The organism is Oceanicoccus sp. KOV_DT_Chl, assembly GCF_900120175.1.
Taxonomy (GTDB): domain Bacteria; phylum Pseudomonadota; class Gammaproteobacteria; order Pseudomonadales; family Dasaniaceae; genus Oceanicoccus.
Genome location: NZ_FQLF01000005.1, coordinates 66,663 through 88,753 on the forward strand (window position 1 = coordinate 66,663; position 22,091 = coordinate 88,753).

Annotated in this window: 20 protein-coding genes and 1 pseudogene; 12 read left to right on the forward strand and 9 right to left on the reverse strand. The window is 48.5% G+C overall.

What is annotated here, in order from left to right; genetic code table 11:
• Nucleotides 1–14: 14 nt before the first annotated feature.
• Nucleotides 15–1,442 (reverse strand): cytochrome c oxidase subunit II, encoded by a 1,428-nt coding sequence (locus UNITIG_RS17640; RefSeq protein ID WP_101759690.1) that lies wholly within the window; start codon nucleotides 1,440–1,442, stop codon nucleotides 15–17.
• A 416-nt stretch (nucleotides 1,443–1,858) separates the two neighbouring features.
• On the opposite strand from UNITIG_RS17640, the gene UNITIG_RS17645 reads away from it, so the two are divergent.
• Nucleotides 1,859–2,749: an RluA family pseudouridine synthase gene (locus tag UNITIG_RS17645; protein ID WP_101759691.1), complete on the forward strand. Its 891-nt coding sequence runs from the start codon at nucleotides 1,859–1,861 to the stop codon at nucleotides 2,747–2,749.
• Here UNITIG_RS17645 and UNITIG_RS17650 read toward each other — a convergent pair.
• Nucleotides 2,726–3,598: a LysR family transcriptional regulator gene (locus UNITIG_RS17650; protein WP_101759692.1), complete on the reverse strand. Its 873-nt coding sequence runs from the start codon at nucleotides 3,596–3,598 to the stop codon at nucleotides 2,726–2,728. The genes UNITIG_RS17645 and UNITIG_RS17650 overlap by 24 nt on opposite strands.
• Nucleotides 3,599–3,740: 142 nt before the next feature.
• On the opposite strand from UNITIG_RS17650, the gene UNITIG_RS17655 reads away from it, so the two are divergent.
• From UNITIG_RS17655 to UNITIG_RS17690, 9 genes are all read left to right on the forward strand, one after another.
• A complete protein-coding gene (locus UNITIG_RS17655) occupies nucleotides 3,741–4,541 on the forward strand; it encodes an SDR family NAD(P)-dependent oxidoreductase (RefSeq protein WP_101759693.1) in 801 nt (266 codons plus the stop codon).
• 21 nt (nucleotides 4,542–4,562) lie between these two features.
• Nucleotides 4,563–5,198, forward strand: a complete 636-nt coding sequence (locus tag UNITIG_RS17660; RefSeq protein WP_101759694.1) for a nuclear transport factor 2 family protein — start codon at nucleotides 4,563–4,565, stop codon at nucleotides 5,196–5,198.
• Nucleotides 5,199–5,220: 22 nt separating this feature from the next.
• On the forward strand, nucleotides 5,221–6,282 hold the full coding sequence (locus UNITIG_RS17665) for an alkene reductase (RefSeq protein ID WP_101759695.1): 1,062 nt from the start codon (nucleotides 5,221–5,223) through the stop codon (nucleotides 6,280–6,282).
• Nucleotides 6,283–6,292: 10 nt separating this feature from the next.
• Nucleotides 6,293–7,288 (forward strand): MaoC family dehydratase N-terminal domain-containing protein, encoded by a 996-nt coding sequence (locus tag UNITIG_RS17670; protein ID WP_101759696.1) that lies wholly within the window; start codon nucleotides 6,293–6,295, stop codon nucleotides 7,286–7,288.
• Nucleotides 7,289–7,310: 22 nt separating this feature from the next.
• Nucleotides 7,311–7,895, forward strand: a complete 585-nt coding sequence (locus tag UNITIG_RS17675) for an SDR family NAD(P)-dependent oxidoreductase (RefSeq protein WP_255399641.1) — start codon at nucleotides 7,311–7,313, stop codon at nucleotides 7,893–7,895.
• Between the two features lie 38 nt (nucleotides 7,896–7,933).
• Nucleotides 7,934–8,125 (forward strand): SDR family oxidoreductase, encoded by a 192-nt coding sequence (locus UNITIG_RS25195; protein WP_255399642.1) that lies wholly within the window; start codon nucleotides 7,934–7,936, stop codon nucleotides 8,123–8,125.
• A 29-nt stretch (nucleotides 8,126–8,154) separates the two neighbouring features.
• Nucleotides 8,155–8,913: an SDR family NAD(P)-dependent oxidoreductase gene (locus UNITIG_RS17680; protein ID WP_101759697.1), complete on the forward strand. Its 759-nt coding sequence runs from the start codon at nucleotides 8,155–8,157 to the stop codon at nucleotides 8,911–8,913.
• A 504-nt stretch (nucleotides 8,914–9,417) separates the two neighbouring features.
• On the forward strand, nucleotides 9,418–10,929 hold the full coding sequence (locus UNITIG_RS17685) for a ShlB/FhaC/HecB family hemolysin secretion/activation protein (RefSeq protein WP_101759698.1): 1,512 nt from the start codon (nucleotides 9,418–9,420) through the stop codon (nucleotides 10,927–10,929).
• A gap of 11 nt (nucleotides 10,930–10,940) precedes the next feature.
• Complete coding sequence (locus UNITIG_RS17690; RefSeq protein WP_101759699.1) at nucleotides 10,941–12,488, forward strand: hypothetical protein; 1,548 nt, start codon at nucleotides 10,941–10,943, stop codon at nucleotides 12,486–12,488.
• Between the two features lie 634 nt (nucleotides 12,489–13,122).
• Here the strand turns inward: UNITIG_RS17690 and UNITIG_RS17695 are convergent.
• The 3 genes from UNITIG_RS17695 to UNITIG_RS17705 all read right to left on the reverse strand — a co-directional run bounded on the left by UNITIG_RS17695 (nucleotide 13,123) and on the right by UNITIG_RS17705 (nucleotide 15,306).
• Nucleotides 13,123–13,326 carry a hypothetical protein gene (locus tag UNITIG_RS17695; RefSeq protein WP_145999216.1) on the reverse strand — a complete coding sequence of 68 codons (204 nt, stop codon included), beginning with the start codon at nucleotides 13,324–13,326 and terminating at the stop codon, nucleotides 13,123–13,125.
• Nucleotides 13,327–13,531: 205 nt separating this feature from the next.
• Complete coding sequence (locus UNITIG_RS17700; protein WP_145999217.1) at nucleotides 13,532–14,056, reverse strand: hypothetical protein; 525 nt, start codon at nucleotides 14,054–14,056, stop codon at nucleotides 13,532–13,534.
• A 278-nt stretch (nucleotides 14,057–14,334) separates the two neighbouring features.
• Complete coding sequence (locus tag UNITIG_RS17705; RefSeq protein WP_101759702.1) at nucleotides 14,335–15,306, reverse strand: transposase; 972 nt, start codon at nucleotides 15,304–15,306, stop codon at nucleotides 14,335–14,337.
• A 301-nt stretch (nucleotides 15,307–15,607) separates the two neighbouring features.
• Between UNITIG_RS17705 and UNITIG_RS17710 the strand changes: the two genes are divergently transcribed.
• Complete coding sequence (locus UNITIG_RS17710) at nucleotides 15,608–16,513, forward strand: patatin-like phospholipase family protein (protein ID WP_159931200.1); 906 nt, start codon at nucleotides 15,608–15,610, stop codon at nucleotides 16,511–16,513.
• A gap of 204 nt (nucleotides 16,514–16,717) precedes the next feature.
• On the forward strand, nucleotides 16,718–17,170 hold the full coding sequence (locus tag UNITIG_RS17715; protein ID WP_101759704.1) for an isoprenylcysteine carboxylmethyltransferase family protein: 453 nt from the start codon (nucleotides 16,718–16,720) through the stop codon (nucleotides 17,168–17,170).
• A 119-nt stretch (nucleotides 17,171–17,289) separates the two neighbouring features.
• Here UNITIG_RS17715 and UNITIG_RS17720 read toward each other — a convergent pair whose 3' ends face one another.
• The 4 genes and pseudogenes from UNITIG_RS17720 to UNITIG_RS17735 all read right to left on the reverse strand — a co-directional run bounded on the left by UNITIG_RS17720 (nucleotide 17,290) and on the right by UNITIG_RS17735 (nucleotide 22,083).
• A complete protein-coding gene (locus UNITIG_RS17720; protein WP_235015477.1) occupies nucleotides 17,290–18,270 on the reverse strand; it encodes a CNNM domain-containing protein in 981 nt (326 codons plus the stop codon).
• A 244-nt stretch (nucleotides 18,271–18,514) separates the two neighbouring features.
• Nucleotides 18,515–20,210: pseudogene (locus UNITIG_RS25745) on the reverse strand (MFS transporter).
• 241 nt (nucleotides 20,211–20,451) lie between these two features.
• Entirely contained in the window at nucleotides 20,452–21,105 is a 654-nt protein-coding gene (locus tag UNITIG_RS17730) for a methyltransferase (RefSeq protein WP_101759706.1), read from the reverse strand.
• A 213-nt stretch (nucleotides 21,106–21,318) separates the two neighbouring features.
• Complete coding sequence (locus UNITIG_RS17735; protein WP_101759707.1) at nucleotides 21,319–22,083, reverse strand: SDR family oxidoreductase; 765 nt, start codon at nucleotides 22,081–22,083, stop codon at nucleotides 21,319–21,321.
• Nucleotides 22,084–22,091 lie beyond the last annotated feature (8 nt).

A 22,091-nucleotide genomic window follows, 5' to 3' on the forward strand; every position in this document is an offset into this window, starting at 1 on the left:
CTCCTCTAACATTTTCATTCTGTGGCAGCCTCACTCAGGGAGCGAGCGTAAGCCAGTAGTGCATCCAATTGTTGCGGCTCCAGGTTATAGGCCTGCATCACCGGCGGGTAACCGCCAACAATTTTAGCGTTAGGGTCGGTGATAGATTCGGTGATATAAGCAGCATCGACTTCAATGCTAGTGCCATCGACCAGCGTTTCAGTACGACCGAGCATATTTTTCCAAGTGGGTCCAAGCGATTTGCTGCCATCGACACTATGGCAAGCCAAGCAGCCAAGGTTTTGCGCCACCCTGGCGCCGTCTTCCGCTGTTGGCGCTGCTGAACTGTTATCTTCAGCTGTCAGGGATTGCACATAGGCGAGCAAGGCATCCAGCTGCTCATCACTAAACTCGTAGGGAGCCATCACTGGCGAATATCCCTGAGTAATTTTTTCCGCCGGCGCCAATATCGACTCTTTAAAAAATTCTGCATCGACGACAATGGTGGAGCCATCGGTTAAAGTTTCCGTACGGCCAATCAAGCCCTGCCAACCTGGGCCCAAACTTTTGCTGCCATCAATACTATGGCAGGCCAGACAGCCACGGCTTTCTGCCAACTGCTTACCTTGCTCAACAACCCCATCCTGACCACCGCTCGACAGTAAACTATTGGCGAAAGTCGGTTGCTGTCCCAGCCATTGATCGTAGTCGGATTGGCTGACCACCATCACATGGCCGCGCATATTGTAATGAGCGACGCCACAATACTCGGCGCACAACACCTCATACTTACCTAATACGGTCGGCGTAAACCAAAAATAAGAGACTTGTCCCGGCACCATATCCATCTTGGCGCGAAAGTGCGGGACGTAAAAATTGTGCAACACATCTAAAGAGCGCAGCAATACTTTGACCGGGCGATCAATCGGCAAATAAATAATATTGCTATTTATCAGCACGTCGTCCTGCCCATTAGGATCATCAGGATCAATACCATAGGGATTACTGCCGTCGATCCGCTTAACTTCCGCATGCCCCAACTTTTTGTCTTCACCTGGCAAGCGGTAACTCCACATCCACTGCTTGGCCATGACTTCTATTTCATCAGCGCCATCCGGCACATGCACAAAATCGTTATAGACCACCAAACCCGGGGCTAATAATCCGCAGATACCCACGGTGGTAATGCCGGTCAGCCACCATTCCAGTTTTTTATTATCCGGGGTATACGCGGCTTGATGCGTGCCATCACCACGCGGCTTGCGATGACGGTATTTAACGAGGGCATACACAACAAAAAGCGTGATCCCGATAAAGAAAATACCGGTAATGATGACGGTAATAACAATAGTGGTATCAATCGTCCCCCAATTTGAAGCCACCGGAGTCGCTTGCCAGGGGCTGACAAAATTGAAAATGACAGAGCCGACCAGAAGGAGCGCTAAAATGATTGCTAAAGCCATACCCACAATACCCTTGATTAAACAGCGCTATAGACACAGCACTTGAGGTTTAAGGTTTTTGGTACAACACAAACAGCAAAAATGTTGCTAACTTGATACTTTTACTATTTTTGATTTTCAGTCTTTATTAAGCACGGTAATTTATTAAATTGAGTTACAATGCCGTTTTTAATAACTCAGCGAACTTAAAAGATACTTCTTCATTTCTTAATTTTTAATATTATCTGGTAGAGCCCTGTGACAAGCGCTTATCTCTATACCATGCAGCTACAAAGAAAGTAGTGTTTAAGTCTATAGACAATAAGTTCGCTTCGGCACCCCATTTATTAGACAGTTTTATAATATTAGGTATTTTGTTTAGCGTTAGAAGTTAGCCTCGACTTAATTAATCGGTAAAACGTATTTTTCCAAATTCCATGACCAGCAACCAACAAAAATTTGAACTTCACTTTGCCATAGACTCGCGCACGCTTAATGCCGTTGATGCCATTGCCGAGCACATCCCTACCGATAGTCACCCAATCAGCAAGGCCGAGATTAAGCAGGCGATGGCTAAAGGCTGCACTTGGTTAAGCCGCAAAAAAAATACGCTGCGCCTTCACCGAGGCAAAAAACCGCTACAAATACATGACGAAATTCACTTTTATTTTGACCCACAAGTACTGGCCCAACAACCAGTAGCACCACAGCTAATAGCCGATCTGGAAGATTACAGCGTCTGGTTTAAACCTTACGGCGTGTACAGCCAAGGCAGTAAGTGGAGCGACCACTGCACCATTGATCGTCTGGTTTCCTTACAGTTAAATCGCCATGCCGCCATCGTACATCGACTGGATAGAGCCACCAGCGGCCTGATGCTCATTGCCCACAATAAAAAAACGGCCGCTGCACTGTCGCAACTGTTTGCACAGCGAACTATCGATAAAAACTATATTGCTATTGTGGCGGGTGAATTCCCCAGCAGTGAAAAACCGGTCCGTATTGAAACCGAAATTGATGGTAAGCAAGCCGTTAGTGAGGTCGCTATGCGCAGCTATGACGCAGAACAACAGCAAAGCAAAGTATTCATCAAAATTGAAACCGGACGCAAGCACCAGGTGCGTCGCCATCTAAGTGAACTGGGTTTTCCTATCATTGGCGATCGCCTCTATGGCACGGCCAAAACTGAAGACGAGAATTTAAAATTATGCTGCCAGTCGCTGGCTTTTATTTGCCCTATCAGTGGCGAGCCTAAACACTTTCAGTTGCAACAAGCCATGCAAGTACAATTTAGCAGCCACCCCTTAACGAATACGCGTGGCCAATAACGGCGCGACCACTTCAATAAACGCTGCGACTCGCCGGTTGTTTTGAATGTCAGTATGGTTAAATACCCACAAGCCAATTTCCAATTCATCGATTACTTCACTAATTTGCACTAGCGATTTTTCTTGCTTCGCCAGAAAACACCAGAGCTGACCAACACCGACACCATGGGTTACCGCCTCACGTAATGCATGCCAGGAATTGACTCGCAAACTAATGATCGCCTCTTCGGCTACATAACGCTGCATCCACTGCGCGGCATGGCTATGCGCCAGGTCTCGCCCCCAACCTACCCATTGCTGTTCGCTGTAAGGCAAAGTCTTTTTATGTTTCTTTAGATAGGATTTAGCGGCATAAATGGCGCGCTGAAGTTCACCAACGCTGATGCCGGTTAAATAATCCGGCAGCTGATGTCCTACGCCGATACCCACATCCGCCTTGCGTTGATTGATGCTCGCCATGGGATCAACCGTATTCAACAACTCAACCGTCACATGCGGATACAATGTTGAAAACTGAGCCAGTTCAGGAATAAATTCAGGCCCTAAGCCCAATGGCGCAGCCACCCGCAAGCTGCCAGCCACATCGCCACCCGTCGCTGAAATCCGCTGCTCCAAACCATCCACTTGCTGTTGTAAATGACGAGCACTGGCAATCGCCTCTTCACCGGCACTGGTTAACTGCAAACCGCCAGCCGACTGTTCCAGTAACGGTGTCGCCAATTGTTTTTCCAGCGTCGCAATACGACGGGCGACCGTTGTCCGATTCACCCCCAACTCCCGCGCGGCATTTGAAAAGCTGCCGCTCTGTACCGTAGCCAGGAGATATTTTAGATCATTCCAATTTAGCATTGCTGCATATTTGCACACCCATGGTGCAAAGTAAATCGTGTGATTTTAATTTTGGCTACAGTATATTGATGACCGCTTTCGCGTTATATGCAGTTATGAAAGATGTATAAAAACCTCACTATTAATCGCTACGGAGCAAGCAATGGCAAACACCTTACCGCAACAAAACCCGCGACTACAGGATAAGGTCGCTATTGTGACCGGAGCCGGTCAAGGCGTTGGCTTAGGTATAGCCCGCCGTTTACATAACGATGGTGCGACGGTAGTGATTGCCGAGTTCCAACAGCAGACGGGCCAGCAAGTAGCAAGCGAATTGACCCGCAGCACGTTTATCCACACCGATATCACCCAGCGCGACCAAGTGATCGCCATGGTGGAACACACTCTCGAACGCTATGGCCGTATCGACATTCTGGTTAACAATGCCTACCCCACCACTACAGCCCCTGCCAAACTGGAAAATCGGGAAGACCAGGATTTTGAAGCGGCCATGACCGGCGGTTTTATGTCGGCGTGGTGGGCAATGAAGGCCGCCTTCCCCACCATGCAAGCGCAGCACTGGGGCCGCATCATTAACCTGTGTTCGCTAAACGGGGTCAACGCGCACCCTTACACCGCCGAATATAACTCTGCCAAAGAAGGCTTGCGCGCCCTGTCCAGAACCGCCGCCCGCGAATGGGGTAAACACGGCATCTGCGTTAACATTTTATGCCCTGCGGCCAAAACACCGGCCTATGAATTATTTGAAAAAGTGGCGCCGGATAATATCGCCGACATGCTCAAACAAAACCCTATGGGCTATATGGGTGACCCCGAAGCCGATATCGGCGGCGTGGCTGCCTTTCTCGCCTCGGAAGATGCGCGCTATGTTACCGGCAACACCTTGTTTGCCGATGGTGGCAGCCACATCAATGGCGTGAGCTGGGAACCCCCGGTCGCTTAATCCTATTGCGAGGAATTCATTTTGAGTGAGTCCATTGAAAAACGTTTGGATCGATTGGAATCCATCGAGGAAATTCGGCAACTGGTCGCCAAATATTCACTGTCGTTGGATATGCGCGATCTGGATGCCCACGTCAATTTATTTGCCGAAGACATTCGCGTTAGTCGCGAACAGGTCGGCCGCCAACATTTAAAACAATGGCTGGATGACACCCTGCGCTTACAATTTACCGGCACCTCTCATCACACCGGTAATCACATTATCGAATTCGATGATGCCGATAATGCTCACGGCGTGGTTTACTCCAAAAACGAACACGAAACCCCTAGCGCCAATGGCGATGAGTGGGTGATTATGCAAATGCTGTACTGGGATAATTACCAGCGCATTAATGGCCGCTGGTATTTCCGCCGCCGCTTTCCCTGCTACTGGTATGCTACCGATTTGAACAAACCACCGGTGGGCGACGACAAAATGCGCTGGCCCGACCGCGATCACTATACCGGTGCCTGGCATGAGATTTTTCCCAGCTGGCAGCGCTTTTGGGATAAGCCACCAACCGATCAACAGCCAGAAGTAGCCGCGCCGGCACCCTTGGGGCAATTCCTCAACACTATGCGCGGGGATGGCCCGTTTCCTAAAATTCGCATTCGCTAATATTTAACACGACTGGAAAACTATGAGCACTTTATTCGACCCTATAAAACTCGGCCAACTGCAACTGCAAAACCGCATCGTCATGGCACCTATGACCCGCTCCCGCGCCGACGAAAAAGATATGCCAACCGAACTCCACGTCGAATATTATCGACAGCGGGCCAGCGCCGGTTTAATTATTAGTGAAGGCACCCACCCCAGCAAAAATGGTAAGGGCTATTGCCGCACGCCGGGTATTTTTTCCGCTGACCACGCCAATGCCTGGAAAAAAGTAACCGACGCCGTACACACTGCTGGCGGAAAAATAGTGTGCCAGATTATGCACTGCGGTCGCATCGGCCACCCCGACAATAAAGCCCCCGATGCAGAAACTGTTGCGCCGTCGGCTATTCGCGCCAACGATAAAATATTTGTCGGCGACGGCATGAAACCCATGGCCGAGCCGCGCGCATTGACGACTGAAGAAATCGCCGACGTCATCAACGAATATCGACAGGCAACTATTTATGCCATGGACGCGGGCTTTGATGGTGTAGAGCTGCATTGCACCAGCGGCTATTTACCGGCGCAATTTTTATCCACCGGCACCAACCAACGCGGCGATCAATACGGTGGCTCGCTGGAAAACCGGTTGCGCTTTGTCACTGAAGTACTGGACACGATGATCAGCGTTGCTGGTGCCGGCAGAGTGGGCATGCGCATCTGTCCCGGTAACCCCTTTAATGATTTACACGACAACGATCCCGAGCAAACCTTTGCTGCCCTGTTAGATAAAGTATCGCCAAAACAGTTAGCGTACTTGCATGTCATCCGGATGCCACAAGGACCGGTAGACAACTTGAAACTGGCGCGCCAGCATTTCAACGGGCCGCTGATTGTGAACGACAGTTACAGCGCCAATGAAGCGCAACAAGTGATCGCCAATGAGCAAGCAGCAGCCGTGTCTTTTGGCCGCGACTTTATTGCCAACCCCGATTTACCCAAGCGCATCCAAAATAAAGTTGCACTACAAACCATGGACCCCAGCACTTTATACACACCGGGCGCCAAAGGTTATACCGACTATCCAGAAGCTAAACAGTAACGAAACCAACATGACTGAAACTGAAAAATTACAGCAGCTCATCGGCCACCGGCTTGGTCCTTATAAAAGTTTCAATCCGGTTAACCGTGCGCAAATTTGGCAGTGGTGCGCGGCGATGGGCGATCACAACCCGCTCTACCTCAATGATGACTACCGCCCAAAAACCGAATTTAGCCAAGCCGTCGCACCTCCGGCGATGATGCAAATGTGGACCATGCGCGACTTTAATGACTGCTACGCCCCCGGCTCTACCAGCGACCGTCCCTATCAAGTTTTTGATGATATGACAGCGTTGGGTTATCCCGGTAATGTCGCCGTGAGCTATGACATTCATTTCAAACGACTACTAACCGAAGGGGAACGTCCGCTACACCACACCACCGTGGTTACCATCAGCGACAAAAAATCAACAGCCTTAGGTGACGGTTTTTTTGTCACGGAAAAAGTCGAATACAGCACCGAACAAGATCAAACTTTTGCCGAAGCGCTTATTACTTACTTTCAATACCAACCCAAAAACGATCACAACAGCTCGGTAACTAACACACTCACTGAGCGGAAAGAAGAATCCGCTGTTGAAAATCAGTGGCAACCCGACTTTAAAGATATTCACAGCAAGCAGCTCAACATTGGCGATACCTTGCCTGAACTGGCTATTACCATTGACCATCGGCTGATCGTCGGCGGCGCCATTGCCAGCCAGGATTTTATTCCGGTGCATCACAACCTCCCCGCCGCACAAGCCGCAGGCATGCCCGATATCTTTATGAATATACTGACCACCAGCGGCCTCTGTACCCGCTACCTGACTGACTGGGCCGGGCCCGCCAGTCGCTTGCAACATCTAAGCTTTAATTTATTGGCCCCAAACCATCCCGGCGACTGCATGACTATGCAGGGTCAGATAAAAAATATTGAAGCACCCAAAGTCACCGTCGACTTTGCGGGTAAAAACAGTCTGGGCTTTCATGTCACCGGCAGCGCCACACTGTTGTTAAGCGCCTAACACTTAATACGAGGTTTTAAAGATGAGTCACCAACGTTTTGCAGGAAAAGTCGCCATAGTCACCGGCGCCAGCATGGGTATCGGCCGCGCCACAGCGATTCAGTTAGCCGATGAAGGCGCTATCGTTATTGGCTGCGCGCGCAGAAAACCGAAGCTGGATGAACTGGTCGATTTAATTAGCGAACGCGGCGGTCATTTTACCAGCGTCGGTTTGGACGTTGGCGATACTGATGCCTTCGCCAAACTCATTCATGATACTGCCACCCAACATGGTCGTTTGGATGTGCTTATCAACAACGCCCCTTCAGTGATCGGTGGCATGGTCGTCAATCAAACACTGGCGGACTGGCGAGCGAATTATGGTATCGGCGTCGATTCCGTGTTTATCGGCGTACAAGCCGCCATGCGCATTATGATTCCACAGCGTAGCGGCTCCATTATCAATATATCTTCAGTCAGTAGCCTGCGCGCTGGCATTGCCTCCGGCGCTTACGGCGGCGCTAAAGCCGCACTCAATCAATTCAGCCAATGCGCCGCGATGGAAGCAGCGCCCCACAATGTCCGCATCAATGTCGTCGCCCCAGGCGCTGTCGACACCCCGGGCTGAATGCGGCAACCGGTAAAAATGATGCCGTAAAAAAAATCATGTGTGATGCGATTCCGATGCAGCGGGCCGCCACTCCGGAAGAAGTAGCACACGCTATTTGTTTTCTCGCTTCAGAAGATGCCTCGTTTATTACCGGCGTCATTCTGCCCGTCGATGGCGGTAAAACCCCACAACTGTATGTTCCTGCTTTTGACATTACCAATCTGGATAATCAGGCAGCAGACCGATAAATTTATTACTTTTTGTTTGAGGAAATACCATGAGTTTACTCGCCAATAAAATCGCTCTCGTCACCGGCTCCGGAATGGGTATAGGTCGCGCCATTGCCATTGCCTACGCCCGTGAAGGTGCCAGCGTGGTCGTGGCCGATTTCAATAGTGACGCCGGCCAGGAAACGGTTGCCCTGATTCAAGCGCAAAACGGTAACGCTATCTTTGTGCAAAGCGATGTCAGCAAAGAAGAACAAGTCGCCGCCACCATCAAAGCCGCCATCGATCACTACGGCCGTTTGGATATTGCCTGCAACAGTGCCGCCGTTAGCCGAGGTTCAGGCCCCATTCACGAATACGACCGCGAAGTCTTCGACCACACGTTAGAAATGTGCCTCACCAATACCTGGCTGTGTATGAAGTATGAAATCCCCGCCATGCTAGCCAATGGCGGCGGTGCCATCGTCAACATATCCTCCAACGCCTCACTCAAAGGCCAAGCCTTTAACACCGCCTACGCCGCCGCCAAATCCGGCGTCAATATTCTCACCAAAAGTTCCGCCGCGGAATATGGCAGCCAGGGCATTCGTATCAATGCCGTCTCACCAGGCGTCATTCGCACACCCGGCATAGAAAAATATTTTGAAGAGCAACCAAAAATAGCGGAAGGGCTAAAACGTGCTGCGGTGATGAATCGATTGGGGGAACCGGAAGAAATTGCTGAGGCAGTAGTTTTTCTTTCCTCAGAACGGGCGTCGTTTATTACTGGACAGATTTTGTCGGTGGATGGTGGCGGCTCAATAAAATAAGGGCTTAGCCACCATTACTGTATGATTTATACAGTATCAGTAAAAATCAGAAAAAACGGCCTCCTTCCCTAGAAGTTGGATTATAAGTGCTCAATATTTTTATACTAAGGATATCAATGTGTTAGAGTTGCCAGTTTGTAAATGTTCGGCAACTTATACCGACTCATCCTATGTAAGTGATTATCGACTACTTATATAGGACGCGTCGGTTGAATTATTCAAGATTGCAGGTAAGATGCTTTCACAATAAAAATCAAAAGCTTAGGGATGAAATATTAATGCCGATGGAAAGACTTATACTGACCAGTCAGCAATTACCTCTGTTTTTACAACTTATACCGACTGGTCTGTGTAAATATACATATACCGACTGGTCGATATAATAAGCGTTATTTTCCAATGAATTATTGCTCTATTTTTTTACGGTAGGTTTAGACACATGAATAAAAACCTTTTTTTTTTACCGCCAGCCTAGCCTTTTGTGGAGCTGCTTCCGCTGACGATATGACAGTGGGCAACTGCATGGTAACTGGCGTTACGCAAATATCTGCCGATGCAGTGATACAGGCACTGCCTGGCTGTACTTCAGAGCGGACTGATGAAGCTGACGCGGTACAGACGGCGGCAGGGTTGGAACGCGCATTACGAAACAATGGTGCATTTGCGGCCAAGGTGTATCCAAGCTGGGATGAGCCAACTCAGCGCATCACGCTCACAGTTATAGAAGGACGACTGGCCGCTGACGGCATTGTGCTGGGCAGTTCCAGCCCGCGTGTTGACGATAAGATTATTATGAGTCAGCTGCAAAATATTCTTGTGCCGGGCAGTACACTCACCGCCAGAAAATACGAACGCGCAATTTTGCTGACCAATGATCTGCCCGGCGTGGGTGGCTCCGAAAGCGTGTTGTTCCCTGCCGATACGGTGGGTGAGGCGAAATTTGAATTACATCCTGCAGAAGGCAAGCTTGTTGATGGCCATGCGTATTACGACAACTTTGGCAGCAGCTATACCGGCCGTAATCGCTTCGGCGCAAGCCTCGACATTAATAGCCCGTTCCATGCGGGTGAAAAGTTCAGTGTCGGTGCCAATGCCACGGATGAAGGATCCGTTTTTGGTTATCTCGATGGCAGTATGCCGCTTTTCGTGTCGGGCTTGCGGGCGGGATTTACTGTGGATTCATTGGATTACAAAACCAATGAACCGAATAATCTACGTGGAACTTCGGATCATATTTCGGCGTATTTGACTTACCCTTTTATTCGCTCTCGGCAACTGAATCTGCAGGGTGAGCTGCGCTATGGGCGGGAAAGCATGGAAGACAAGACCGATCTTTCCACCGTGACCGATCGCGTGGTCGATGCCAGTTCATTCAAACTGAGCGGCGACTATGCCGATGGACTATGGGGCGGCGGCCTCAACACAATGGAGCTTGATCTGGTTTTTGGCAATCTTGATTTGAGCGGTTATGCCCCCTACGAACTGGAGGATGCACAAACGGCAAAAACTGAAGGCCAGTTTGCACGTTTTAGCTGGACACTTTCTCGTCTGCAACATCTAACGGGCAACTGGCAGAGCCTGCTTGAGTTTGCTGGGCAAGCGGCATCCAAGCGCCTTGATGGCAGCCAAGCCATTGCTTTTGGTGGAGCACATGATTTCCCTGGTTACTACAGTGGCGAAGTGCTCGGTGATGAAGGTCGGCGCCTGCACTGGGATTTGCGTTATAACGTGCCGAATCCCTGGCTTGGTGGGCAGCAACAATGGTCAGTTTTTTATGGCTATGGATGGATTCAGACCCATGCAAAAGACATTGTCGGCGGCCTGATTGTGCCCGGCATTGACGAAGAAAGTTATACTTTGCAATCCGCAGGGCTGGGATTTAGCCAGATTTTTTCCACATTTCAGGTGCAGGCAGCAGTAGGGTGGCGAATCAATAATGAAATTCCCGATGCGCTGCTCGATGGCAGCCCCAACGACAAACTGCACGGTTGGATTCAACTGGTTTACAACTTTTAGGAGTTTAAGGCATGAATAAGAATATTTTAGCTGTCAGTGCAGGCTTATTGGTCGCGGCATCGTTATTGCCAATATGCGCACAAGCTTGCGTCACCAAGTCAGGCAAAGATTGCACCAGCACTGTTGCAAATAAAGTTGACCATAAAGTGAAGCTAGGCAAAGTGGCGCCGGCTGCCAATGTGGGGGCGGTAGCACACACATCAGCGCCCGTTGGCATCGGGCAGGTCGCAACCACAGATCTACAGGTTAGCCCTTCAACACAAGAAATTTTTTATATCATGCCTCAGGTGATTAAACTTGATGGTACCCCTGTCCCACCACACTTGATACCTAACAATATTATTAAAAGTTCGAGTGGCATAGTAAATCCTGATGGTTCGTTAACCCAGCATGCCATTGATATGGGCTGGCAGACCATTACCGTCAAAGTGCCGGGGCAGATAGTGGTGCCTACACCCACAGCCGTGCCGTCGCCACGGGCGCCAGCATTGGCTCCTGCACAGTCATCCATCAACGGACATATGCAGGTTTTTTATCATCAGTTAAGCCCCGAGAAACCTAAAAAACTGAATAAGCCCGGTGCGCATCGAGAAATTGTCGCTTCCTATTCGGTGGAGCAAATGCGCAGCCGAGGGCTTATCAATCAGACTGGAAGGTTAACGCTACAAGCCAGGCAACAAGGTTTTGCTACCACTATCACCCCATTGCCTGGGGTGCAGTATTACCGCACTCACAACGGACAGCAAATTCCTTTAACGCCACAGCAGACCCAGGCCTTGATTCAAGCCGGCCCGATTGGTATAGATGGCGCACTGAACCAAGCAGCCATAGATCATGGGTATTCTATGGTGATTAACAGGCCTGCGGAGCCTCTGCCTCAGCAGCTGGCCGCGCTGGGGCAGGCACCACCGCAGACGGCGCCGCCACAGTTGGCTCCGGGCGTGACACCGGCGCAGCCAACGATACTTGGTAATGTGGCAGTGGTATATGAGCAAAGAGGGATTGATAAAAATCAAAAGCTGCTCAAACAAGGCCACGACACTCATATGGTGACCGGTTCTTATACCCTGCGACAGATGATTGACAGGGGATGGGCAATGCCTTCTGGCACGTTAACCGATGCGGGGAGGCAGAATGCAATCACTCGCACTGTAACGCCGTTGCCGAGTGTTCAGTACTACGCGCGTAGACCGAATGGACAGCTGATTGCACTTACGCCGCAACAAACTCGTCAATTACTCGGAACCCCGTCGGTTAATCCTGATGGTACGTTGACTCAACAGGGTATTGATCATGGGTTTTCCGTGGCGGTGCAGACGCAACCCAACCTCGCCCCACAACAAGTGGTCGCGCCGGGCCAAGCAGCTCCGAATAAAGCACCAACACCACAGCAAGTGGCAGCACCCAACCTAGCCCCACAACAAGTGGTTGCGCCGGGCCAAGCCGCTCCGGATAAAGTACCAACACCACAACAAGTGGCAGCACCCAACCTAGCCCCACAACAAGTGGTTGCGCCGGCCAAGCAGCACCGGATAAAGTGCCCACGCCACAACCAGTAACGACACCGAATCTTCTACCAACTCCTCTGTTATCTGGGAACCTGAGCAATAGCAAGGCTGCTCAGCATACTAACGGTCCTGTTGAGGTGTATCACCCATTGCATGGTGCCACCTATGATTATGCCGATGCTATACAAACAGGGGATCCAGCCTTCCATTTGGTTGTTGTCGGGTTTAAGGAACCAAAAAACCAGTAACCGTGACGCAAAAAAAAATAACAAGCGGCTACTGGGGACTGCATTACGTTGCTCTTCATGCAGCGCCGGAGCCGAGCGTTATGCGTTTCCATAAAGTATGAATTTCTCGAAATTTGAAACAAAGATGTACCTGTTTTTGGCCGAGTCCATGGGCTCAGAAGCGACCCTATCCGCATGTGAATTCGAGGGCGGGAAATAATACTGGACAGGCACTGACCAATACTGACCAGTAATAATAATACTGGACAGGCACTGACCAATAATAAAAAACTGACCTCCATTCTCATCTAAAAAAACACCGAATTTCTACACCAAGTAGTTAACCCGGTCAGAAATCACAGGACAAACACAGCCCCAACCAAAAATCCCTGTTTTTCAGCAGCCGTTATCCCTGAGCCATAACGCTCATCAATATCAATAGTGACCTGGTTGGGAGATTAGGCGGTGTTTTTAACGCGTTGCCGTTTTTTAGCAAAGCGTTTGTGATAGATTTTCTCAAAGGCCGTGGCATTGATCAACCAGGTTTTCGGCTCTATGCCTAACCGTTCGAGTATCGGTGGCAAGTGCAGGGCAATAGCCCCGCGCTTGTCATCGCAGATGGCTCTGCCGGTAAAATCAACTAAGGTCAGGTAATCATCCATAAAATAATACTGGACAGGCACTGACCAATAATAAAAAACTGACCTCCATTCTCATCTAAAAAAACACCGAATTTCTACACCAAGTAGCTAACCCGGTCAGAAATCACAGGACAAACACAGCCCCAACCACAAATCCCTGTTTTTCAGCAGCCGTTATCCCTGAGCCATAACGCTCATCAATATCAATAGTGACCTAGTTGGGAGATTAGGCGGTGTTTTTAACGCGTTGCCGTTTTTTAGCAAAACGTTTGTGATAGATTTTCTCAAAGGCCGTGGCATTGATCAGCCAGGTTTTCCGCTCTATGCCTAACCGTTCGAGTATCGGTGGCAGGTCTAGAGCAATAACCCCTCGCTTGTCATCGCAGATGGCTCTGCCGGTAAAATCAACTAAGGTCAGGTAATCATCCAGGCTGAAGAGTAAGCCCTGTTGTGTGTTGAGGGTGATATTGCCCTCAAATGACAGCAGTGGTTTGAGGGGAACATTAAAGGTATTGAGCTGCTGTGAGGCGAGCAGCTCGCTAATGGATTCTGCGAGGTTTAGCGATGGGCTGATTCGCTCTTTAATACTGGTATGCTCTGATTCCTCTGGAGTGGGCGCCATTGCTGCGCGTATTGGGTTGAGATCCACATAGGCCATACAACTCAGCAGTGCTTCTTGCGTTAACAAAGCTTGCGAGTGGTAACGGGCTTCCCAGAAGTGGCCTCGGCAACCATCCTCTTTATTGGCCATGCGTAATAATACTGGACAGGCACTGACCAATAATTAAAAAACTGACTTCCATTCTCATCTAAAAAAGGTCAATAATAATACTGGACAGGCACTGACCAATAATTAAAAAACTGACTTCCATTCTCATCTAAAAAAAATACCGGATTTCTACACCAAGTAGTTAACCCGGTCAGAGATCACAGGACAAACACAGCCCCAACCACAAATCCCTGTTTTTCAGCAGCCGTTATCCCTGAGCCATAACGCTCATCAATATCAATAGTGACCTAGTTGGGAGATTAGGCGGTGTTTTTAACGCGTTGCCGTTTTTTAGCAAAACGTTTGTGATAGATTTTCTCAAAGGCCGTGGCATTGATCAGCCAGGTTTTCCGCTCTATGCCTAACCGTTCGAGTATCGGTGGCAAGTGCAGGGCAATAGCCCCGCGCTTGTCATCGCAGATGGCTCTGCCGGTAAAATCAACTAAGGTCAGGTAATCATCCAGGCTGAAGAGTAAGCCCTGTTGTGTATTGAGGGTGATATTGCCCTCAAATGGCAGCAGCGGTTTGAGGGGAACATTAAAGGTATTGAGCTGCTGTGAGGCGAGCAGCTCGCTAATGGATTCTGCGAGGTTTAGCGATGGGCTGATTCGCTCTTTAATACTGGTATGCTCTGATTCCTCTGGGGTGGGCGCCATTGCTGCGCGTATTGGGTTGAGATCCACATAGGTCATACAACTCAGCAGTGCTTCTTGCGTTAACAAAGCTTGCGAGTGGTAACGGGCTTCCCAGAAGTGGCCTCGGCAACCATCCTCTTTATTGGCCATGCGGGCGATGGGCTCGTTAAGGCATTTCATAAACCAGCTAATATCCCCTAACCGCTGGCGATAGGTGTGAATAATCTCGTTCACTGTCTGTCGTTCCGCGTCATCAAGCCATACCCCCTTGCTGTATTGTTGAATCAGCAAAGGTCCTTTAAATAGACTGGTCCAGCGTTCCACGACTTCCTGATGGGTCCAATCATCCACCCCTTCAGGAGAAAGCTTAACGACCAGATGCAAGTGATTGGACATCACCGCATAAGCAGCAATATCAATGGCAAATATCGAACTGAGTAAATGAATCCGCTGTTCGATAAAGAGCCTGCGGTGGGAGTAATCCGCTCCTGTGGCATGATCAACCCCGCACAGAAACGAGCGGCGCACACAGCGGGAAGTAATATGATAGAAGGGCGTGTCATCGACACAGATGAGTGATTTTCTGGGAAGTGTCATCGTAATTCCTTTTACGAAGTATGTGCGCTGACGTTAAAGCGGTGTTATTGTTTTGTCAATGTTGAGTGCCTGTCCTTGTGATTTTTGTGATTTTTTGCCTTTGGCTCTTATCAATATTCCATTACTGTTTATTTACTGGCTAGTTGGTATAGTGCCATAAACCAAGGAAATATATTGGTTAACCGAGTAAAAACTACTGAGCCCGATTCAAAGAGTCAATCGCTTTTACTCTGAACCCCGAACTCACTCTTACTCCTGCTATGCACAGCAGGTAGTAACATTTACAAAAAGGAGAATGAAAATGGCTACACGATATATTTTGAGTTGTGATGGCGGTGGTATACGCGGGGCTGCTTCAGCTGCTTTTTTAGAAAAGCTGGAATCTGAGCTAGGCATCAATCTGGCAGAGAAGTTTGATTTCTTTGCAGGCACTTCCACGGGAGCGATCATTGTTGCCGGTATTGGAGGTAAAGGCTGGACGGCAAAAAAAGTGGCTGAACTGTACAATTATGAGAATGCAAACAAAATTTTTGATAAGTCGATTTGGGATAAAATGCTAGGTGCTATTCAAACAGAGCCCAAATATGACGGCAAAGGTAAAAGAAGACTACTCAATAAAAAACTCGGCGTAACTAAACTAGCCAACGCTAAAAAGCCTATTTTAATTAGCACCTATGATGTAGAGAAACGTAGGTCCAGAATTCTAAAATCTTACTCCTCTAGCAGCTTTAAACCAGGAAACATCACTCTCGCAGCAGCAGCTGATGCCTCTAGTGCGGCGCCCACTTATTTCCCTACCGTAAACGTTGAAAAAATGTGGCTAATTGATGGTGGCGTTGTTGCCAACAATCCGGCCATGTGCGCTTATGCAGAAGCCGTTAAACGGTTCCCCGGCGATGAGATCAAAATACTCTCTGTTGGAACCGGTTACCGCACCAGGAAAATCGACGGCAAAGAATCCCAGGGTTACGGCTCTATTGAGTGGATGAGACACGACTTACTTGGCGTTGTCATGGATGAGTCAGTTGTTGAGTATCAGATAAACGTAATTCTGGGAGACAAATATATCCGGGCCAACTCTGAACTGATTGGCATAAAAGACGAAATGGATGACACTAGCAATCAAAACCTTGATGCGCTCAAAAAATTAGGCGAATCCTGGTTCAACAATAATCGAGAAACAATCGGAAATTTTTTTAAAGAATGAGTAGTTCGGGGTCAGAGTAAAAACTACTGATAAAAACCTAAAGAATCATTAGTTTTTACTCTGACCCCGAACTCTTTTACTGCTACTATGGCCGCGCTTGGGTTCTTTACAGCAACCAATGTCATCGTAGAAATACTCTCTATAATATGGGATGGTCTATATTACTTATTAAAGAGCTGAGTGCGGCAATAGAAATGAAACCTTATGAATAATTTTCCAAAATATATTCCTCCCTTTTGGATGCTGCCCTGCTTGCTAATTATGCTGGCTTTGCATTATTTATTTCCCATCTATTTATATTTACCAACGCCTTGGCATTATCTTGGCTTTGTTCCTTTGCTGCTCAGCCTTGTACTTACTGGAGCTGCCGCAAAATTACTGGCTAAATCAGGAACAACCATCTCACCCTCGGGATCGCCTGAAAAATTAGTCACTACCGGCCTTTATCAGTTTACCCGCAACCCTATGTATCTTGGCATGACATTAATTGTATTAGGCTTTGCCATGCTCCTAGGTTCGCTTTCTGCTTTGTTGCCGGTGGTCCTTTATATGCTAATTATAGAAAAACTATTTATCTGCAGCGAAGAACAGCGTTTACTGGAAGCTTTTGGTGAAGATTACAGAGTCTTCAAAAGTCAGGTTAGGCGCTGGCTTTAGCTGATGCTCAATTCAAATAAGATTAGTTCGGGGTCAGAGTAAAAATTACTGCCTTTTTGGAGTAGACTCAGCAGTTTTTACTCTGACCCCGAACTCACAACTATTGTACGACCGCCTTGTTAGCCCTCTAGCTTTATCCCCATCCGCTGTGCTCGTTGTCGCCATAATTTTCGCGCCTCGGTTTGCATGCTCACCGTATTATCTTTTTCATCAACTATCTCCAAGCCCAGCAGCGTTTCCAGCATATCCTCCAAGGTAACAATACCTTCAACACCACCATATTCATCTACGACCATCAGCATATGCACACGTAATTCCAGTAATTTGTTGAAGGCTACTGAAATCGTGGTGCTGCCGGGAATAGCTGTTAGGTTTCTACGATAGTTGAGTAATTGTTTTTCGCCATTACCACGCGCCTTGGCGAGCAACAGGTCACTTCTAAAGACGAAACCGGTAATATTTTCCTGTTCATTTTGATAGACGGGAATACGAGAAAAAGGCACCCGATTATGTTTATGAAAAAAGCCTTCAACGGTTTCAGTTTCCGGAAGTGAGAAAACCATGGTGCGCGGTGTCATGGCCGCAGTAACTCCGGTCTCGCGCAACAATAATAAGTTTTTTAATATCTGTGATTCCTGTTCAGCAAGCTGCCCTTCCTCGCTGCTAATGTCAGCCATCACGGCGAATTCCTGACGGCTAAACCCCAGCATGGTCGGCCCATGAGGTAATTTACCAATTAACCACTCAGAAAACTTCACAAAAGGGTACAGCACAATCACCAGATAATTCAGCAAATAGGCGGTAAGAGGTGCCAATTGACGCCAGTAATGGGCTCCCAGGGTTTTAGGAATAATCTCCGAAAAGATTAATATCAACAGGGTTAATACCGCTGAAATAATGCCAACGTAACCGCTGCCAAACACCGCTGCAGCTTGTGCACCGGCGCCAGCTGCACCAATCGTGTGGGCAATAGTATTTAAGGTGAGAATAGCCGCCAACGGTTTGTTGATATCCGCTTTCATCTGCTTTAGCAGCCGCCCTGCTTTCTTTTGCTGCTGTTCCAGCAACGCAATATAAACGTTGCTGACACTCAGCAGCACAGCCTCGGCAATGGAGCACAGAAAAAAAAAAATAACGCAATGAAAATATAACTAATCAATAACCACATAATATACTGAGTTGCTTAAGTTCAATGTAATAATGGCCCAGCCATCAATTTCTGGAAAACAATATTGTCAACTTAACAGTGTGTCGCCACTTAATGCAAAAAAAGATGCTAAGGAACAATGGTCAATATTTTTAGACTTATAACTAGGCATCCTTATTACACAACTTATATTAATGCTAAGGCCCCATATAGACCAATGTCTCCTGATGCGGATCCGGTGTATCCACTTTAAAGCGAACGGAACCAAATGGTCGCTCCAATCTTCTGCGGATATGCTTTTGCCGACCGGGTATCAAAAATTCATCAACCGCTTCCTGCGCATCAAAATCTGCCTGGGTAAACCGATCGCGCATACGTAAATAATCTGCCCAAGTCGGAAAATGATACCGCTCTATCCAGAGCGTGGGGTCAGCCATATCACGACTTATCGACCAGTCAAAACCGCCATTGCGTAACCGCGTGCGTTGAATTTCTAACATGGCAAGGTAATAGGCGCGCGCATTGTCTGGGTCAATGGCGTAATCAATTTCAATCACTACCGGCCCGAACGCATGGTAATCGCCAAAGCAACTTCAGGCTCATGCACAATGGGGAGCGATTCGGCACCGGCATTATCGACTTCAGGCAAACGTAGAAAGAGCGCCAGTAACGGCAGCAATAGCATAAACACACCTGAGCCAATAATCGCCAGCTCTAGCGACCAATGATTTGCCACCATCCCCCAAAACCAGGCACCGAAAGCCACACCGCCAGTCAACGCGGAGGAATACAGTGAAAGTGCCCGGGCAGTCACCCAACGAGGGGCTGACAGCTGCACTGAAATATTAAAGAGTGAAATAGTCACCATGCTGGCACCGCCAGTAATAAACATGGCCAAACACGTCAGCGGTAATGAACGGCTTAAACCCACCCCCACTAACGCCAAGCCACCCAGCACTGCCAATATAGATACTGCTTTTTCAGTGCCAAAATAATTGCGGAACGCATTGAGCATTAACGCCCCCGCTACCGCACCAACTCCACCAGCCCCAACAAGATACCAAAAGTACTGGCGTCACCGCCGAGTAAATCCTTGGCGATCAGTGGCGCTAACGCTGTCGCTGTAGCGCCCGCTAAACCAAAAATAAAACAACGGATAAGAATGGTACGCACGGGATGCGAATGAAAGGCATAACGCATACCTGACACCATTGCACGGGTGATACGTTCCGGTGGTAGACGCGACAGTACCACGCCACGATTCCACAAATAGAACGCTAATATCAATGGTAAATACCCTAAAGCGTTGACAGCAAAAGCTGCTTGCGCTCCCGCAGACAACACAATCAAACCACCAATGGCCGGCCCAAAACTGCGAGCCACGTTATAGCTAATTGTACCCAGTGCAATTGCAGCAGGAAGATCCGCCGGCTTTACTTGCTCGCCAATAGAAGACTGCCAGGCAGGGCTATAGAGTGCGACCCCGGTACCAATTAAAAAACAAAAAGTCAGTAACACCCACGGTGTGGTCAATTCTAAAAATGCCAGCACCGATAAGGTTGAACCAAAAAAAGCCGCAATACCCAAACCTAACATTGCCACTCTGCGGCGATCAAACATATCTGCAATGGCCCCGGCAGGAAGCGCGACTAACATGAGCGGCAACATCATTGCTGTCTGCACCAAAGCAACCATGCTGACTGAAGAAGTCAACCGGGTCATTTCCCAGGCGACACCCACCCCCAGAATTAACTGGCCAAAGTTAGACAGGAAGCTGGCCGCCCAAATACGAAAAAAAACCGGTTCACGCAGCGGCGCAAATGCCGTGCCTCTACCAGCTGCAGATTTTGGGTCAGCGGCATTGGCAGGAGTTGGTTCTAACTTTTCGCTCACGATAGCTGCTCTATTCCGGTATTAAGTGACTGTACTGGCGCCTGTTTCTTACACCGACCAGTAAGCGAATACCCTGTGCGATCAGGATAGAGTATTTAAGCATTTTTTTAACACATTAGTCGAAGTAAAATAGCGGACAAGCTACTCATAGCTAGAGAGAGACTGTGTAGGAATAGTGGATGAGTAAAAACCCAGCACCCTTAACAACAATAACAAAGGCGCGGCGCGAACCAACAGCTAATCATTGGCGCTGATAGCGCAATATATGCCCTTTAAAACCCGCCGCAAGTACGGCCTCGTTCACTGGTTTGGATTTGGTATGAATATAGCCACGCGCCACCATATTTTTACTGAATGAAGCATGATTAGCACGCCCTGGGTCGACTAATATAATTTCACAGCTTGCGCTGGCATGCCGATCGATAAAATGGGATAACAACTCAATGTGGTCCGGCTCGTATAAAACATCAGAGCCGATAATGACATCATACTTACCTAAACCATCACTGGAATTATCCCAGCCAGTTCGTAGAAAAGGGATTTTGGCACCATTATTCAAACGCGTGTTTTCAGCTAAAAAAGCGCCTACTTCAGGATGAATATCGGTAGCAGTGATATCCGCATGACGTAAATTCAGCAGTAAACTCGATAACGCCATGCCACAACCCACTTCTAAAATACGCTTGCCGGCAATAGGAAAGTCTGCCATTTCGTGGGCCAGCACTTCCCCTGATAACCACACGACGCCGAATAGTGGCCACTGCGCAGAAGAGATACCCAGCGATTGTGCCTCGCCTAAATCATCGGCATATTGCTGCTTATCCCACAGCGAGCGGACGTGAATATCAAAATTATCAATGGTGATGGTTTGGTAGCGGATACGGACGGCAGGCATAGTGTGGCTCGTTGTGTGACTCACTGTGTGGTGAACACGTAACAAGCCATAATCGAAATCGATTCGCCACGTAAAGAGGCCCCACTATAAGCGCCCGCATTGAAATTTACTAATAAATATTTTGCCTAGAGACCTTCGGCCACTGTATGTCGCTGGCTGCTTAATTAAAGCAATAGCAACAACGCTAAATCGTCGTTTATTTCAATAAATCCATTAGAACTGATCAGGTCTCAACATCGCATCGTGACCACCATCTACAAAAAATACCGAGCCACAGACAAAACTACTCGCTGGCGATAACATAAAACAAATGACATTGGCGATATCAACCGGCTGACCGGAACGACCCACGGGAATGCTTTCATTAAACTCTTTAATGACCGCACCAAGCGTTTCATCGGCCATGACTTTCTCGGTTAACGGCGTTTGCGTGAAACCAGGCGCAACGGCATTCATGCGAATCCCCTCAGCGGCATAGGCTGCGGTATTTCGACGCATCCAGCGAGTCAGTGCGCACTTGGAACCAGCATAGGCGCTATGACCATCCAGTGTATCAATGAGTGATGATGCCCCGGCCTCATCACCGGCCAACAATAAATCTATATAGTTTTCATTCATGCCCGGCATAGACGCCGAGTTAGAAGAAATAAGCACCAGCGCACCACGCTTTTTCGCGATTAAATCTTTTACACCCTCAACCGTGGCGACCACAGCAAAGTAATTCACTTTTGAAATTAATGAATAGGGATTAACGTTTGGCCCCAAACCGGCGCAGGGGATAAAGCCGTCCAAGCCCTCAGCAGCGGCAGCACGAATACCATCAATAGCCGATTGGCGGCCTGCTTCAGTGGACAGATCCGCAATAATATCAGCGTCCTTAATATCAACAACAATAACGGTATTTCCGCCAGCCCGTAATTGCTCTTTTACCGCGGCACCAATACCCGTAGCACCACCCGTCATGGCATAAATTCCCATTATATTCC